At 43.2% G+C, this 16,077-nt stretch carries 13 protein-coding genes; all 13 read right to left on the bottom strand.

Translation table 11 applies throughout. The annotated features are described in order from the left end of the window. Positions 1–3 precede the first annotated feature (3 nt). On the bottom strand, positions 4–1,623 hold the full coding sequence (gene fliF, locus G633_RS0101640) for a flagellar basal-body MS-ring/collar protein FliF (RefSeq protein WP_026518888.1): 1,620 nt from the start codon (positions 1,621–1,623) through the stop codon (positions 4–6). Positions 1,624–1,656: 33 nt separating this feature from the next. Beyond that, positions 1,657–2,001 carry a flagellar hook-basal body complex protein FliE gene (fliE, locus tag G633_RS0101635; RefSeq protein WP_022767257.1) on the bottom strand — a complete coding sequence of 115 codons (345 nt, stop codon included), beginning with the start codon at positions 1,999–2,001 and terminating at the stop codon, positions 1,657–1,659. A 14-nt stretch (positions 2,002–2,015) separates the two neighbouring features. Beyond that, positions 2,016–2,462 carry a flagellar basal body rod protein FlgC gene (gene flgC, locus G633_RS0101630; RefSeq protein WP_026518887.1) on the bottom strand — a complete coding sequence of 149 codons (447 nt, stop codon included), beginning with the start codon at positions 2,460–2,462 and terminating at the stop codon, positions 2,016–2,018. 15 nt (positions 2,463–2,477) lie between these two features. Continuing rightward, a complete protein-coding gene (gene flgB, locus G633_RS0101625) occupies positions 2,478–2,873 on the bottom strand; it encodes a flagellar basal body rod protein FlgB (RefSeq protein ID WP_022767259.1) in 396 nt (131 codons plus the stop codon). Positions 2,874–3,079: 206 nt separating this feature from the next. Beyond that, positions 3,080–3,859 (bottom strand): GTP-sensing pleiotropic transcriptional regulator CodY, encoded by a 780-nt coding sequence (gene codY, locus G633_RS0101620; RefSeq protein WP_022767260.1) that lies wholly within the window; start codon positions 3,857–3,859, stop codon positions 3,080–3,082. Between the two features lie 183 nt (positions 3,860–4,042). Then, positions 4,043–5,740 (bottom strand): HAD family hydrolase, encoded by a 1,698-nt coding sequence (locus G633_RS18990; RefSeq protein ID WP_051199847.1) that lies wholly within the window; start codon positions 5,738–5,740, stop codon positions 4,043–4,045. A gap of 97 nt (positions 5,741–5,837) precedes the next feature. Then, positions 5,838–7,949 carry a type I DNA topoisomerase gene (gene topA / locus G633_RS0101610; RefSeq protein ID WP_051199846.1) on the bottom strand — a complete coding sequence of 704 codons (2,112 nt, stop codon included), beginning with the start codon at positions 7,947–7,949 and terminating at the stop codon, positions 5,838–5,840. 127 nt (positions 7,950–8,076) lie between these two features. Beyond that, positions 8,077–10,836, bottom strand: coding sequence for an FAD-dependent oxidoreductase (locus G633_RS0101605; protein WP_051199870.1), 2,760 nt, complete (start codon positions 10,834–10,836; stop codon positions 8,077–8,079). 142 nt (positions 10,837–10,978) lie between these two features. Beyond that, positions 10,979–11,323: a hydrogenase maturation nickel metallochaperone HypA gene (locus G633_RS0101600; protein WP_026518884.1), complete on the bottom strand. Its 345-nt coding sequence runs from the start codon at positions 11,321–11,323 to the stop codon at positions 10,979–10,981. Between the two features lie 112 nt (positions 11,324–11,435). Then, the gene (gene hypB / locus G633_RS0101595; protein ID WP_026518883.1) at positions 11,436–12,104 is read right to left on the bottom strand and encodes a hydrogenase nickel incorporation protein HypB; all 669 of its coding nucleotides are present in this window, start codon (positions 12,102–12,104) and stop codon (positions 11,436–11,438) included. After that, on the bottom strand, positions 12,104–13,225 hold the full coding sequence (locus tag G633_RS0101590) for a DUF5692 family protein (protein WP_026518882.1): 1,122 nt from the start codon (positions 13,223–13,225) through the stop codon (positions 12,104–12,106). The genes hypB and G633_RS0101590 overlap by 1 nt, the downstream gene beginning before the upstream one ends. 458 nt (positions 13,226–13,683) lie before the next feature. Then, positions 13,684–14,694 carry a hypothetical protein gene (locus G633_RS0101585; protein ID WP_026518881.1) on the bottom strand — a complete coding sequence of 337 codons (1,011 nt, stop codon included), beginning with the start codon at positions 14,692–14,694 and terminating at the stop codon, positions 13,684–13,686. Beyond that, positions 14,681–16,075: a coproporphyrinogen dehydrogenase HemZ gene (hemZ, locus tag G633_RS0101580; RefSeq protein ID WP_026518880.1), complete on the bottom strand. Its 1,395-nt coding sequence runs from the start codon at positions 16,073–16,075 to the stop codon at positions 14,681–14,683. The genes G633_RS0101585 and hemZ overlap by 14 nt, the downstream gene beginning before the upstream one ends. Between the last annotated feature and the right edge of the window lie 2 nt (positions 16,076–16,077).

The raw sequence follows: 16,077 nt of genomic DNA, 5'->3' as shown, positions 1-16,077 counted from the left end.
TAATTAAATGAAGTCTTCGTTGAGCCAGTTCCTAAGAAGCGTAGCTGCTGCTTCAGGATTCTCATCCACAAACTTCTCAATAAGTCTCTTGGTCTCAGATCCCTGATCCATCTCGATATCGGTAAGTACCTCTTCTGGCTGTGACTCCAGAAGCTGTTCAACAGAAAGCTCTTCCGGCTGCTCCGGAACTTCTTCTGTCTTCTTGCTGGTCCACATGCTTCTGATGATGATAAATGCCAGAAGTGCGAGGATAACCAGAATAAGTACGATCTGAAGAATATCAGTTACAGTGACAGCGCTTCCTGTCCTGTCAAAGAATACATATTCAGTGTAGGCAGCCATGGCAACATTCTCTGCCTTGATACCTGTGGCCTTTGATACCACGTTGATCATATCTTCAGGAACTTCCATGACGGTTGGCTCAGTATTGCCGGCCTTAAACTCGCTCCAGGTCATGTTCTCATGATCTGCAGCCTTGTAATCCTCTTCCTTCATGATGGAATAGTTAATTGCCGTTACAGAAATTGATGATTCATCATATTTGATGCGACCCGGTGCATCCGTCTCGGTCGTAATCTGCTCATTTGGAAGATAATCCCTAGACTCCTCTGTAATTGATGAAGTGGAGTTGGTGTTGTCCTGTGTTACGTATGTTGTCTCATCCTCTGCATTGGTGTCAGTTCCGGGTATTCCGCTGATTCCGCTGACATTCTCTGCATTGTAGGTATCTTCGTGGCTAAGAACACCCTGAGTCTGATCCTCAGCTGGTGTATATGTGTGTGTCGTTGTCTCTTTGTTGCTGAAATCCATTACCAGATTGCTGGCAACCTCAATGTTGTCATAGAGCTTGGTTCCAAGGAGGACCTTTTTAACTTCGCCCTTTACGAGCTGCTCGGCCTTAGCCTTGGCAGTCAGCTGTGTTGATGCAAGGCCTGCAGTTGTTGTATCCTCTCCTCCGGAAAAGAGCATGTTGCCTCCGGTCTCAAGAATGACAATATTATCGGTATTCTCGTTTCCTACAGCTGATGCAACGGCTCTGGCAAGATATGCTGCGTTCTCTTCATCAAACTTGCCATCTTCCTTGAGAGTAAGAAGAATCCAGGCATGAGCCTGTTCCTTGTTTCCTATAAGTGTTCCGTCATCATCGGGAATGTTCAGCTGAACATTGGCAGCTTCTATAGCGTCAAACTTAGCAATAAAGTCCTGTTCAAGTCTTGATTCAAGATAAAGGACATACTTCTTTTGCTTATCTGATTCTGTTGTTGAAAAGCTTCCGTTGGTAACATTATCGATGCTGTAGGCATAGGACTGAATGTCGTTTGCTCCCAGCAAAAGATTGGCTGATGCCTGATCCTTTTTAAGTACCTTAAACTCAAGACCGTCATCTGATATCTTGTAGTTTATGGAATTAGAATCAAGAAGGTCTCTGATTTCAGAAGCCTCCTTTGTAGATTGGGCATTAGCCAATAGAATATATTGCGGCTGGTTAAGTACGGACACCAAAATAATGATGGTCAATAGTACAACCGTGCTGGCCCCTATGATCAAGGTCTTTTGCCTGGCTGTAAATTGGTTCCACCAGTCGAGAATTCTCTGCCAAATAGCTCTTAGTCTCTCAGGCATTTATTCTCCCTCCCCTCTATAAAACAAAAAAGCTTAGATCTGCATCTGCGTTAACTCCCTATACGCAGACATTGCACGGTCTCTGATTGCCACTGTGTACTGAAGTGCCATCTGAGCCTTCTGCAGTGCAATTGAAAGATCGTGTGTGTTCTCGGTCTGACCCAGAGCCCACTTTATCTCTTCATTCTCTGCGTCAGAGAGATATGCATTGGTAGTAGAAATATTATCTACTGCCGCCGAAAAAATACTCTTAAAGGATTCATCATTCCCTGTCTGTGAATCCCCAAGTACGTTATATACTTTGCTGTTTGTCTTCTCAGCATGTCTTATAACATCTGAGGTGACATTGCGAAGTTGAGAAATATCAAGAGATGCCATTTACTTCCCTCCCATTAGCTGTTGCCCAGGTTAAGTCCCTGAGATGCTATGTTCTTGCTGGCATTGAATGCTGTTACATTGGCCTCATAGGATCTGCTGGCATCTATGAGGTTGGTCATCTCTGTTACTGTGTTGACGTTTGGATATGTAACATAGCCATTCTCATCAGCGTCCGGATGTGACGGGTCATAGACGATGTTCATCTGTGTCCAGCTGTCATTCTCAACGCTCACTACCTTAACGCCTCTTCCCGAGTAGTGATCGAGTCTCTCGTTAAGGATCCTTGAAAACGGAGTCTGTGTGCCCTTTTCAGCAAACCTTACAACCTTCCTGACATAAGGAGTTCCATCTGCAGTCCTTGTGGTGTTGGCGTTTGCGATATTCTCAGAGATGATATCCATTCGAAATCTCTGAGCCGTCATGCCTGATGAATTGATATTGAAGGAATCAAATATGTTCATGCTGCGCCCTCCTTATCATGAAGACTTGGTAACAGTGCTGATAGTCTGGAACTCATGCTTAAGTCCCTCCATCAGTCCCTGATACTTGAGCTGATTGGCTGCCAAAAGAACGTTTTCTGTATCAACGTCCACGTTATTTCTGTCCGTTCTGTAGGAGAAGCCGGAGTAATCATTGACAACTCTTGCCTCAAGGTGCTTGTCCTTTATGTCGGCAACTTTTTTGTCCATGGTTTTATATCTGGAGTGCCCCAAAGCCCTCTCCAGCTCGCTCTCAAAGTTAAGGTCCTGCCTCTTGTAGCCGGGAGTATCGATATTTGCTATGTTGTTAGCAATTATCTCGTTCCTGGTCCAGGATGCATCGGCCGCTTTATCCATGACATTAATGTAATCAAAGACATTACTGTTTATCAAAAGCCACTCCTCCTTTTTACTCTATTTAATAATAAAATTTTTTTGTGTAAAATACAAGTAAAATATACTTTATATTGTATATCGCAAGTTATTTATCTACAAAATGTATGAAATAAACAAAAAGGATTTATCGTTTCTGATAAATCCTTTCATCATAATTTCCATCCATGTCGCTGATACTGTTTTACACAATATTCATCGGCAAATTATATTTCCTGCTTTAGCTTTTTGATCTCACCAAAGACCACATCGTTGGTAACCTTGATGTATGTGCCCTTCATTCCTGAGCTCCTGGATTCGATAACCCCTGCGCTCTCGAATTTTCTGAGGGCATTTACAATTACGCTTCTTGTTATCCCAACTCTGTCAGCTATCTTGCTGGCCACCAGCACTCCTTCCATTCCGTCAAGCTCATCGAATATATGAATGATGGCCTGCATCTCAGAGAAGGAAAGGGTTCCTATTGCCGATTTAACAACTGCTAGCTTCCTGCTTTCTTCTGCATTCTCCTCGTTTACTGCCCTGAGCATTTCAAGCCCGACAACCGTGGTTCCGTATTCGCAAAGAATAATATCATCTATGTCGTATGGCTTGTCGGTCTTGTATATGAAAAGAGTTCCCAGCCTCTCTCCGGCTATTTCAATAGGTGTGATTATCGCCTGGAATTTGGAAAAGTCTATGCCTTCAAAACCAAGAGTCTCAAGATTGACATTCTCCTTGGTTGAAAGTATTGTAAGTAGTCTCTCGTTAAGCATCGGGTCAATAAAAGAACCAACGTTGTCAACCAAAAGATCGCTTAGAGATTCAACATTTTCACTCTCACCAATACCAAGAACCTTGCCCTTTTTACTGATGACAAACATGTTGGATGCTAAAATATCACACAACACTCTGCAGATGTCATTAAATACAACCTTCCCTGAATTACTGTTGTGCAAAAGCTTGCCAATCTTACGTGTCTTGTCCAGTAGCTGCACACTACTCATCAGTTTTCTCCTTTACCAGGTATTTTCCCCACCTTTCATAGTGACTGTTTCCATATACGTAATACCGTAAATAATCTCACTACGCTATTTGTATCATAGCATAAAAAAATAGGCGCTTCAAATAATAAAGCGCCTACAATTATGAAAAAACGTTAAAGTTTTCAGAAAATAAATATATATGAATTAGTTCGGAATTACGTAATCATAATAGAAGTCAAGTCCGTTTGCGGGATTCTTAGTAACATCCTCTCCATATATGGTTGTCCAGTCATTCTTCATTGATACGGGAATCCAGCCATGTTCATTACATAGGTCATACATCTTCTGTGCCTTTGCCTCATTTCCGTATTCTCTGTCAAGATCATCGCAGCAAAGCATGAATGCAAGGCTCTTATAAGGATTATTATTTACTACATAATCACACATACTGGAGTCTCCGGTGCTGTTACCAAAAGCCAGAACCGGCTGTTCTCCGATTTCCTGTGCAATCACGGACACCTTGTTCATCTTAAGATCCTTAACAACAAATTGTCCTCCGGTGATGATCTTATCATCCTTCTGAAGCTGATATTCAAGACCGTCTTCACTGCCCTGGCCACTGGCAACTATTGTTTCATCAGAACCGATCACCTGGCTCATGGGAATGTTCAGATTATCCTTTACAATTCCCCTTGAGATTATCCTGTCTGTTCCACTGACAACATATACGGTAAATCCGTTATCCTGCAAATAGTCTACAACTTCAACCATTGGCTGGTAGAACGAATCACTCCTTGTCATACCGTCATAACCGGGAGCAGCTTCTTCTCTGAACTTTAATACGTAATTTAAAAATTCATCAACTGTCATTCCTGCAAATGCAGATGCAACCGCCTGTCCGTGTATCTGCATCATATCCTCAGGAAACTCTCCTGTCTGTATTCCCTTAAGAATTGTATAAGCAGCCTCTTTCTCAGCTTCACTTGCTTTATCCTTGTAATCAGGATCCTGCAAAACTCTGTATATCAAAAGACAATGGTCAAAATAGTAAGGATTTGTCTCTGCAATAAGAGTTCCGTCCATATCAAATACAGCTATTCTCTTATCTACAGGAATATAATTCGCACTATCCTTGTTAGTAATATCATCAATATAAGAGGTGAGCTGAGCTTTTAATGGTGCTTCATCTGTCCACAAAGAGAGCACTTCTCCACTGTCTGCTCCGACTTCTGCACCCATTGTCCATGTGCTTGAAAGAGAAACTACCGTAAGAATTATCGAGAGAATTAATCCTACTATAGGAGCCCACACCGGAATTGCTTTGTCACCACTTTCCTCTACTCCGAGCTGCAAGTTCTTTACCTTTGTGAAAAGAGCTATCGAACCTGCGACGAGTACACCTGTAAGAGGGATGAATCTGTTGATCCTTCCGTACATAACGCCCGGATATCCAAGAAGAAATACCAGATAAAGAGCTAGCTCCAAAACCACAATCGAGATTGACATTATCTCAGATTCTTTCTTGCCCAGTCTCTCTGAAAGAATCATAAGACAGCAGGCAATCGTAACCAGTATCAGTCTTGTAATACCTGCAATTACCGGTGCAATGCCTGTTGTTATAATAAGAACCGCTCTTACTACTTCCAGTAGCGCATAGCAATAAATAATTACAGATAAAAACTTTCTGTTATCTTCTTTAAACTTCACTGTGCCAAAGATGATAATGAGAGCACTTACTATGATCTGTCCTGCGTAAACTATGGTTCTCCTAAGTTCATGAGAACGGAATCCTGCATAGCAGGAAAGAATGATCGCTGCAGCAACAAGAACAGTCTGGATTATCATTCCCACCTTAAGCTTTTCCAAAATACCACTTTTTTCATCTTTCACGTTACTACCCATGATGTCTGTTTACCTCCAAATTTAATATAAAAACAATTATAAACCCAAAAAAAGACCCGGAACTTCAAAAGTCCGAGTCTTAATAGTTTTTTAATGTTTAGTTATTTTCTTTATTATCTTTGTCCTCTACCCATCCGCATTCAGGATTGCCACAGGCAAGCTTGTTGTTCTTGGCGTACATTACGCCTCCGCACTTAGGGCACTTCTTGGCAGCAGGTCTTTGCCATGACATGAAGTCACAGGTTGGATTGTCGATACAACCGTAGAAGATTCTTCCCTTCTTGGTTCTCTTAAGGACAATGTCTTTTCCGCACTTAGGGCAAGAAACGCCAATCTTCTCAAAGTAGGGCTTGGTGTTCTTGCACTCAGGAAATCCCGGACATGCAAGGAATTTGCCGTGAGGGCCGTACTTGATAACAAGATTTCTTCCGCAAACCTCGCAGATCTCATCTGTAACTTCATCCTGAACCTGAACCTTCTCGAGAGCTTCCTCGGCAGCCTTAACCGCCTTATCAAGGTCGGGATAGAAATTCTCGATTACTGTCTTCCACTTAACATCGCCTTCCGCGATCCCATCAAGGAGAGCTTCCATGTTGGATGTGAAGTTTACATCCACGATCTGAGGGAAAGCATCGATCATCATCTTGTTGACAGCCTGTCCAAGCTCTGTGATGAAAAGAGATTTATTCTCCTTGGTGATGTAGTGCCTTGCCATGATGGTTGAGATGGTAGGCGCATAAGTACTTGGTCTTCCTATTCCAAGAGCCTCAAGGTCATGAACCAGTGAAGCCTCGGTGTAGTGAGGAGCCGGCTGAGTAAAGTGCTGAGCTGACTCAAATGTATCAAGCTTAAGCTTGGTATTGGTATCAAGGTTCTTCATGAGAACATTCTTCTCAATCTGATCCTCGTCGTCTGTGTAAACATTAAGGAACCCGTCAAATACTGTCTTGGAGGCAGCTACTGTAAATCTGTGCTCTCCTGCATCGATCTTGACAGATGTGGTCTCATACTTGGCAGCAGCCATCCTGCTGGCCATAAATCTTCTCCAGATAAGCTGGTAAAGTCTGAACTGATCCCTTGAAAGGAAGTCCTTGACCATTACAGGAGTGTGATCAATATATGTGGGACGGATAGCTTCGTGAGCATCCTGGATCTTGCCCTCGTTCTTCTTGACTCCTGCACCGTCTGCCAGGTACTTATCTCCGAAGTTCTTAACAATGTAATCATTTGCAGCAGCTACTGCTTCATCGGATACACGGGTTGAATCGGTACGAAGGTAAGTGATAAGACCTACTGTGCCCTCTTTTCCAAGCTCGATTCCTTCATAGAGCTGCTGAGCAACTCTCATGGTCTTCTGTGTTGAGAAGTTGAGAGCCTTGGAAGCTTCCTGCTGAAGTGTTGATGTGGTAAAAGGAAGCGGAGCCTTCTTGGTTCTCTCACCCTTCTTAACATCACTTACTACGAATTTCTTACCTTCTATAGCCTTGCAGATCTCATCAAGCTCTTTCTTGGAGGGGATCTCCTTTTTCTCATTGCCTACACCATAGTAGTGAGCAATAAGTGGCTTCTTCTCACCTTCTGCCATGAGTTTGGCATCCAGTGTCCAGTATTCTGTAGGAATAAATGAATCAATCTCTTCTTCTCTGTCTGCAATGATCCTGAGTGCTACAGACTGAACACGTCCTGCTGAAAGTCCGCGCTTTATCTTAGACCAGAGAATCGGAGAAATCTCATAACCAACCATTCTGTCAAGAACACGTCTTGCCTGCTGTGCATCAACAAGATTCATATCGATATCTCTTGGATGCTTCATAGCTTCCTTGACTGCGTTCTTGGTGATCTCGTTAAATGTAACTCTCTGCACCTTGGCATCTGCCTCATCCAGTTTAAGCGCCGAGCAGAGATGCCAGCTTATAGCTTCACCCTCACGGTCCGGGTCGGTCGCGAGATAAACTTTGTCAGCTTTCTTGACCTGACGCCTCAGTTCAGCAAGAACATCTCCCTTTCCTCTGATAGTAATATACTTGGGTTCATAGTCATGCTCGATATCAATTCCCATGGTACTTCTTGGAAGGTCACGAACATGTCCGTTACTGGCTGCTACTTCATAGCCGCTGCCCAAAAACTTCTTGATAGCCTTAACCTTAGTGGGTGACTCAACAATAAGAAGTGAATTCTTTTTAGTGGTAGTAGTTTTCTTAGTCGCCATTAGCTGTAATAATGCCCCTTTTTATAATTTAGCCCGAAAGCTTGCTTTCTTATTAATAAACATTTTTAAAGATTAAGTCAAGTGCCCGTTTTCGAAACACTTGACTTAATCTTAAATGAAATATCGATTATTTATTATTTTCGGGGAGCCATGCTGTCTCTTTTGGTGTCTTTTTAATGAATGGTCTTGCGACAGCCTGCTTGAGTCCGTTAGGAAGAATGTACTTGAGCTTATCCTCAGCCTTCCTCATTGTAGAAGCTCCCGGGTTATCCCTTGTGAGCTTGATGGCATCAAATTCACATCTTGTTGTGCAAAGTCCGCAGCCTACGCACTTGTTAGGATCAACGATTGATGCTCCGCAGCCAAGACAACGTGATGTTTCTTTCTTGATCTGCTCCTCTGTAAGGAGAGGCTTGGTATCACGGAATGTAAGCTTTCCGTCTGATGTCTTTCCATCGCCGGGATGCTGTCTTCCTACATGGTCATAATCCTTGATAGAGATGTCATCCTTATCCAACTCGATAAAGAAGTTAGGATCACGGCCGATTGTAAGTGAAGAATGAGGCTGTACGAATCTGTGGATTGACTCAGCGCCTTCTTTTCCGCATGCAATGGCATCAATAGCAAATCTTGGTCCGTAGAACATATCTCCGCCGACGAAGATGTCTTTTACTGTAGTCTGGAATGTTACGCTGTCAGCAACAGGAGCCGGTCCTCTAAACTCTACGTTCTCATCCTTAAGAAGGTCGCCCCATACGGTTGCCTGGCCTACTGCAAGGATAACATTGGAGCATGCGATCTCCATGGTCTGGCTCTCATCATACTTAGGATCAAATCTTCCCTCAGCGTTCTTAACCTGAGTACATTTCTTGAATACGATACCCTTAACCTTGCCGTTCTCTGTAAGGATCTCCTTAGGCCCCCAGCCGCCCTGAAGGATGATGCCTTCAGACTCTGCAACCTCGATCTCCTCAGGAAGAGCAGGCATGATATCTCTTGTCTCAAGAGAAACCTGAGTAACCTTTGATGATCCGCAGCGGATAGCTGTACGGCTTACATCGATAGCAACGTTACCACCACCGATAACAACTGTATCTCCGTCAAGCTTATAGTTCTCATCATCGATAACATCATGAAGGATATCTACACCCTTGATTACGCCTTCAGCGTCTTCGCCGGGAACATTTACTCCGCGTCCACCCTGACAGCCGATAGCGATATAGAAAGCCTTGTAGCCCTCGTCTCTTAGCTGCTTAAGAGTGATGTCCTTGCCAACCTCAACTCCGAGACGGATATCTACACCAAGATCTCTTAAAACATCAACCTCAGCCTCGATAACGTCCTTCTCCATTACGAAGGAAGGAATACCGTAGGTAACCATTCCGCCGGGCTTCTTGTTCTTGTCGAAAAGAGTTGGCTTATAGCCCTTAAGTGCAAGGTAGTATGCACAGGAAATACCTGCAGGACCTGCACCTATGATAGCAACCTTCTCATCAAAGCCTCCGCCGATTCTTGGAATTACCTTCTCGGGAACAAAGCGTGTCTCGGACTTAAGGTCACGCATTGCAACGAATTTCTTGATCTCATCAATTGCAAGAGCCTCGTCTATGGTTCCTCTTGTGCAGGCATCCTCACAACGTCTGTTGCATACATGTCCGCAGACAGCAGGAAGCGGATTGTACTTCTTGATAAGAGCAAGAGCCTCATCATATCTGCCCTGTGAAGCCATCTTGATATATCCCTGAACAGGAAGATGTGCAGGACATGCTGTCTTACAAGGTGCTGTACCAGTCTTGTGAGTATTGATACGGTTAATGTCACGATAGTCCTCGGTCCACATATCTGTAGACCACTTCTTCTCTGTAGGAAGAGGCATCTTAGGATAGATAACTTCGCTTCCGTCCTTCTTGCAAAGCTTCTGTCCAAGAGTAGCTGCACCTGCAGGACATACCTCTACGCAGCGTCCGCATGCAACACAGTTATTCTTGTCAACGTGAGCCACATAAGCAGAACGTGACATATTAGGTGTATTAAATAGCTGTGATGTACGAAGCGCATAGCATACGTTTACATTACAGTTACAAATAGCAAAGATCTTCTCAGCTCCGTCAATGTTCGTGATCTGATGAACAAATCCATTGTCCTCAGCCTGTTTAAAGATCTTAAGTGCCTCTTCCTTGGTGATATAACGGCCGTCCTTCTGAGTCTCTACAACATAATCGGCCATATCACCTACTGCGATACACCATCCTTCAGGATCGTCAGCACAGCCCTGATCAAAGGTCTTTCTTGATCTTCTGCAGGAACATGGTGATGCAGCATATTTTCCCTCATAGTAGTCGAGCCAGTATGAGATCTTCTCAAGTCCGATTGCCTCACCCTGCATCTCGATAGCCTTCTCAACAGGGATTACATGCATTCCGACACCTGCTCCGCCCTGAGGTACCATATGTGTAAGTCCCTCAAGAGGAATACGAGTCATTCTCTCAAAGAAAGGGCCTCCCTCAGGATGAGCTGCCAAAACCTTACCGTTCATGTTGGAGAACTCTGCAGATCCGGGAACGAACATAGGAAGCACATACTGTTTCTCATGCTTGGGATTCTCATAGTTCCACTCGATGATTCCGTTGTAGGACATCTCATCAAGGTGCTTCTGGAGCTCCTCTTTAGAATACTCAGGACAAAGAGCTGCGATCTGCTCAAAAGTCTTGGGCTTACGCTTCTCCATCTTAAGTGCGATCTCGCACTGTTCATCTGTAATAAGGTGATAAACGCCCCAGTATTCAGGGCTTTCTTTTGTTATTTTCTTAATGCCAAGCTTGATTTCTTTTCTGTCGGTGATGTGTGTAACGAGCTTTGCCAGTGGCTCTCTGAAAGGTGCATCCATATCGACAGTCTCAGGAATGATTCCTGCTCTTGGGTCTATTTTATTTCTATTGGGATCCAGTGAATAAGGAAGCATCAGATCCTGCATATCAAATTGATTTTTGTCCATCTCTTACCCTCATCTTTCTTAAATGAAAAATAGTTTACGTTGCAGCTATCTCTTTTATCATGAATTCGTTACCCTTAAGGAGATAGGTGTGTTCGCTACCACATTTGGGACATATCTTGCCATATGTAACCGTCTCGTATTCATTCTTACAATCTTCACAGAAAGTGACTGCAGGCAGAGTCTCTATGATAAGCTCTGAGTCCTTCATGAGTTCTGTCCTGTTTGATGCCCACTTCCAAGCGTCTGTAAGAAGTGATGGAACAACACCGGATACCTCTCCCAGCTGCAGAGTTACCGAATGAATTTTCTCAAGTTTGTTTTCTTTTCCTACTTCTGTAAGATCGTCTATTATGCGAAAAACAACTCCTAATTCATGCATGTCTTTTGACCAACCTTTACTGATTTTTCAGAAAAAAATGCCGAGCGATAACGCATAAACTTCCCCTTGTTTATCGCCCGGCATCTCCATAATCTCTTTTGCCAATAATTATTTACTTAATGCTCTCATCAATGTTCTCTGAAAGCCACTTAGCCCACTCATCGATACCTTCGCCGGTCTTGGCGCAGATAGGGATAACCTTCGCCTTGGGATTGCGCATGTGGATGTACTCCTTGCACTTCTCAAGATCAAAGTCAAAGTATGGCATTACGTCTATCTTGTTGATAAGAACAACATCGCAGATAGAGAACATAAGCGGATACTTCAGGGGCTTGTCATGTCCCTCAGGTACTGAGAGTATCATGGCATTCTTGGTGCTGCCGGTATCAAACTCAGCAGGACAAACAAGATTTCCGACATTCTCAAGGATTGCGAAATCCACATCCTCAAGGCCGAGTTCACGAAGCCCCTGTCTTGTCATATCAGCATCAAGATGGCACATTCCGCCTGTATGAAGCTGTATGGACTTAACTCCGGTCTGCGCGATGGTCTTGGCATCAACGTCTGAATCAATGTCCGCTTCCATTACACCAATTCTGTATTTATCCTTGAGGGCCTCAATTGTTCTGGTAAGGGTTGTTGTCTTACCGGACCCCGGAGATGACATAAGGTTTAAAAGAAATGTCTTAGACTCCTTAAGTTCTCCCCTTAGCTTCTCAGCATCCTTGTCATTGCTTTCAAAGACGCTTCTCTTAACTTCTATGACTCTTATATTATCCATTAGCCTTCAGCACGCTCCATTGCAAGATCGAAGTCCTTAGTTCCAACGAATACGTTGTTTGAATAAGGATTCTTGCCCATCTTGATAGATCTTCTGATGATCTCTGTCATGCAGATAACGTTGATCGCGATTGCAAGGATTGCTACAACTCCCTGAGCTGTAGGATTAGCTGTGATTCCCAGTGAAGCAATCGCCTCATTGGCAGCTACTGTCTTGCCCTGTCCTGCATTAAAGAGTGCAATAGCCTTGTCGTAAAGCATTGCAGTATTTACACCTGCCTCTGTTGCTCCGCCGTAAACTGAAGGAAGAGCTGCCTGGAATCTGCCAACAAGCTGGAATGTAGGAACAACCTGTGCCCACATGCACCAGATTGCAAGTGTGTTTGCACGGTTCTGGATCCATGCTCCCTTGTTCCAGAATGCGTTAGCAAATGTAGGAGCAAGAAGAAGTGCAACACCACAGTACCATGAGTGTGTAGGAAGGTTGAGGTATGTGTACTCGAAGTTCCATACATCGTATGCAAGGATGAACCAGATTGTCATATCAGGCCAAAGCATATCTGCATGGTTCTTGTCCTTTGATGTGTAAAGGTGAATACATCCTGTCATACAGAAGATGTTGATAAGACCTGCGATAGCATTAACAACGTTCCACCATCCACCGTAGATGAATACACCCTCGTTAGATGCCCACCAAGCACCTGAAAGGTTGCCGGCGATCTTGTAAGATGCAATAGCTGACTCCATATCAGATACGTTAGCGATCATGATGTTGGCAGCAACGATGAACCAAGGGAACCACTTAAACCATTTCTCCTTGCCGATGCCCCATTTGTACTTGATCATCATGAAGCCTACGCAGCCGATGTCAGCAGCATAAAGCTTGAAGTAATGGAACCATCCGTCCATGTATGCAACTGTTGGGTTGGCCTTTCCGCCAAACATACCAACGTGTGCAAGAATAAAGTAAAGTGTTAAAATAGTTGGAATGATAACAAATACTAACATTCCGCCGGCCTTTGTTCTACGACCGATTTCGTTCATGAGAATAAGACCCACAAACACCAGTACCCAGCCTATGAGCTGCATAGAAGCAGCATCGCTATAGAGTTGGAATAACATAATAAAATCCTCCTTTGATATCGCATTATATTTTTGTGCGCAATATCACTACTTTATTTCATTATAGCATATTGCACAATACTGCACAACATTAATTATGAATATTTTGTACAATGTGGGGCACTGCATAAAAAGGAATCGGTTTCCTTTTTCGTTTATTATTTTACTTATTTCCAAAGGAGATATCGAAGTCGTCACCTGACTTCATAGGAATATCAAAATCATCGTTAAATTTCTCTGTACTCGTTTCAGTTTCCACAGGTTCTGATACTTTTCCTCGATAGCCTGCATTATTTTTCTGCCTTTCAGTATAGATTCGCACAGTCTTCTACAATTTTATGATAGTCAATAGGCTACTTTAATTCTATTAAAAAAATGTTAAATTCTTACCCATTTATCAATTATTTTTCACATAAAAAGACCCGGAAAAGAATTAAAATTTCTTTTCCGGGTCTTGCTTACTCTTTTAAGCTCAGCACTCTGAGATATTCCAAAGTGTGATATGCGATTGCTATATTGTGATCGGGATAGGCCTTCATCAGCTCAGCATAGTTTTCTATAACAGCTTCAATACCGTCCTTGTAATAAGTGATGGTATTGTTGGTCTGGGACAGAAGCCCCGGTTGAAGCTCATAGACATTGACCATGCGCTTTGAGTAGTACCTCGCAAGCGCTGCTTCTCTCTCAATATTCTCAATCTCCATACCCTTTAGATAGTTAAGGACATATACCTGATCTGACTCCTTAAGGAGTTTTCTCATAGCCCTGTCATGCCCCATGTTATCATAGGAATACGGGATACATACGCAAATATCGAGATGATCTTCATCAGCCGCACATTCCTGCTTTATGCTGATGATGTTGTTTGTATATTCTTCCAGAAGCTGATCCGGTATATTGTGCCACTTATCAAGAACATAGGGCTCAACATCATAGACAATACCCTTGATCCTCGCATCCGGCTCAACTGAGCTGTTAAGGTTTCTTACTCTCTCAAGCGCCCTTCTCATTCCGGGATATTCAGTCTCATAAGACCACTCGGGCTCTCCGTCCAGGATATAGACATCAATATCGACATCGTTCATAGTTTTTAAGAAGTCAGTCATCTCCTGATCGGTGTATTCAGGCCTTAAATACTGATAAACTTCTGTAATGTGGTTGTCCTGCATACACTGCACATCTTTTATGTTCGGAAGATGGTCCCAGGAAAAAACGCCTGCCCCAAGGCTAAAGAGCTTCTCTATATCTATCTCTTCTACCTGTTCTTCCCCCAAAGGCTCCTCAGCCTCTGTAGTCTCCACCACAGCTGCTTCCTCTGCTTCAGGAACAAAGCCATCGTTAATGGACACTGTCTGATACTGGTCGCTGTCGTAAAGAGTGATCCCTTCTGATGAAGAGCAGCCTGCCATCACAAATGCCAGTAACGACATACATATTATGCAGTTTATAATCCCCTTAACTCTTTTCAAAAAGTTCCCTCTTCCTCTGGATCATTTCATCAATATTGTCCATGTATAGCTTAACATCCTTGACGTTGTCACACCTCTCTATTCGTCCGCCTTCGCCGAACACTCTCTTTGTGACAGTTCCAGCTCCAAGAGCAACGATAGACTGTACTTCCTCATTTATCAGGATGTTATAGATGCCGGCTTTCCCCTCTTTGGCATAACCGGTATTTTCAAAATTGCCGCTGATATTCTTCTGTCTGTAAAGATAATAGGGCTTAAGAGAAAGCGCTTCCGCTCCTCTTCTTGCTATCTCCATCATCTCTTCAGTATTCTTCATGGAATAATCCACGCCCTTTTCCCTCATGACTTCAGCAAGTCTCGATCCCCTCTTGATCGCAAGGGAATGCACTGTAAGGTCATCGGGTGCAAGCTTTATTATCTCATCTATAGTATGCTGAACATCTCTGTCAGTCTCCCCCGGGAGTCCTAAGATGATATCCATGTTGATATTATCAAACCCTTCTTCTCTTGCCATGTTAAAAGAGTCTATGAGCTGAGCTACAGTGTGCTGCCTTCCGATGAGCTTAAGCGTCTCATCACTCATAGTCTGGGGATTAACAGAAATTCTGGTAACTCCCATTTCCTTCATGGCAATGAGCTTATCTCTGGTTATTGAATCAGGTCTTCCCGATTCCACCGTGAACTCTTTTACATGGGACAGATCAAGTTTATCCTGAAGATACCCTATAAGTCTTCTTATCTGATCCGGCAAAAGAGTTGTCGGTGTACCACCACCGATATAGATGGTATCAAGAGTCTTTCCTTTGAAAGCCTCTGCCACGTAATCAATCTCTTTTTCCAGGCAGGAAATGTAATCATCTACAATTCCCTTAAATGCTCCGATCGGATATGAAGTAAAGGAACAGTAAAGACAGGTTGTAGGGCAAAAAGGAATTCCTATATACAGACTATAACCGTTCTCATAGTCTATGCCTTCTAGTATCCTCTTTTCCCTTCTTGCGATATCAATGGCAAGATCAGTCTTTTCCTCACTTACAAGATATGTTTCCATCATGTAGGAGCGGATCTCGTCATCGCCAAGCCCCTCATCTATAAGATTCATGGCTATCCTTGTGGGTCTTATTCCTGTAAGATCTCCCCAGGGAAGGAGCTTGCCGGTCTTTTGTGAGAGGTCCTTGTAGATACTTCTCTTTAGGTCATTTTTATCTCTGTTTACATCAATAAAGGATATCTCATCATCAGGTGAAATATCCATTTCCTTATCGTGAACACATCCCCTCTGCCCTACAATGACCCTTACATCCTGCTCAGGATAAAAGGCCTTGTAAAGCGAGTGTATATCATATTGAAATTTATCTTCTTTAATGTAAATTACTTGCATCC

Source organism: Butyrivibrio sp. FCS006, from assembly GCF_000424525.1.
Lineage (GTDB): Bacteria > Bacillota > Clostridia > Lachnospirales > Lachnospiraceae > Butyrivibrio.
Note: the sequence above shows the minus strand (reverse complement) of the source record. Positions and strands in the feature narration are given on the sequence as shown.

Coding starts and splice junctions, on each gene's coding strand:
- fliF (WP_026518888.1), bottom strand. CDS start 1,623: ATGCCTGAGAGACTAAGAGCTATTTGGCAGAGAATTCTCGACTGGTGG.
- G633_RS0101605 (WP_051199870.1), bottom strand. CDS start 10,836: ATGGATGCACCTTTCAGAGAGCCACTGGCAAAGCTCGTTACACACATC.
- hypB (WP_026518883.1), bottom strand. CDS start 12,104: ATGGATAATATAAGAGTCATAGAAGTTAAGAGAAGCGTCTTTGAAAGC.
- topA (WP_051199846.1), bottom strand. CDS start 7,949: ATGGCGACTAAGAAAACTACTACCACTAAAAAGAATTCACTTCTTATT.
- G633_RS18990 (WP_051199847.1), bottom strand. CDS start 5,740: ATGGGTAGTAACGTGAAAGATGAAAAAAGTGGTATTTTGGAAAAGCTT.
- G633_RS0101600 (WP_026518884.1), bottom strand. CDS start 11,323: ATGCATGAATTAGGAGTTGTTTTTCGCATAATAGACGATCTTACAGAA.
- flgC (WP_026518887.1), bottom strand. CDS start 2,462: ATGAACATATTTGATTCCTTCAATATCAATTCATCAGGCATGACGGCT.
- hemZ (WP_026518880.1), bottom strand. CDS start 16,075: ATGCAAGTAATTTACATTAAAGAAGATAAATTTCAATATGATATACAC.
- G633_RS0101590 (WP_026518882.1), bottom strand. CDS start 13,225: ATGTTATTCCAACTCTATAGCGATGCTGCTTCTATGCAGCTCATAGGC.
- fliE (WP_022767257.1), bottom strand. CDS start 2,001: ATGGCATCTCTTGATATTTCTCAACTTCGCAATGTCACCTCAGATGTT.
- codY (WP_022767260.1), bottom strand. CDS start 3,859: ATGAGTAGTGTGCAGCTACTGGACAAGACACGTAAGATTGGCAAGCTT.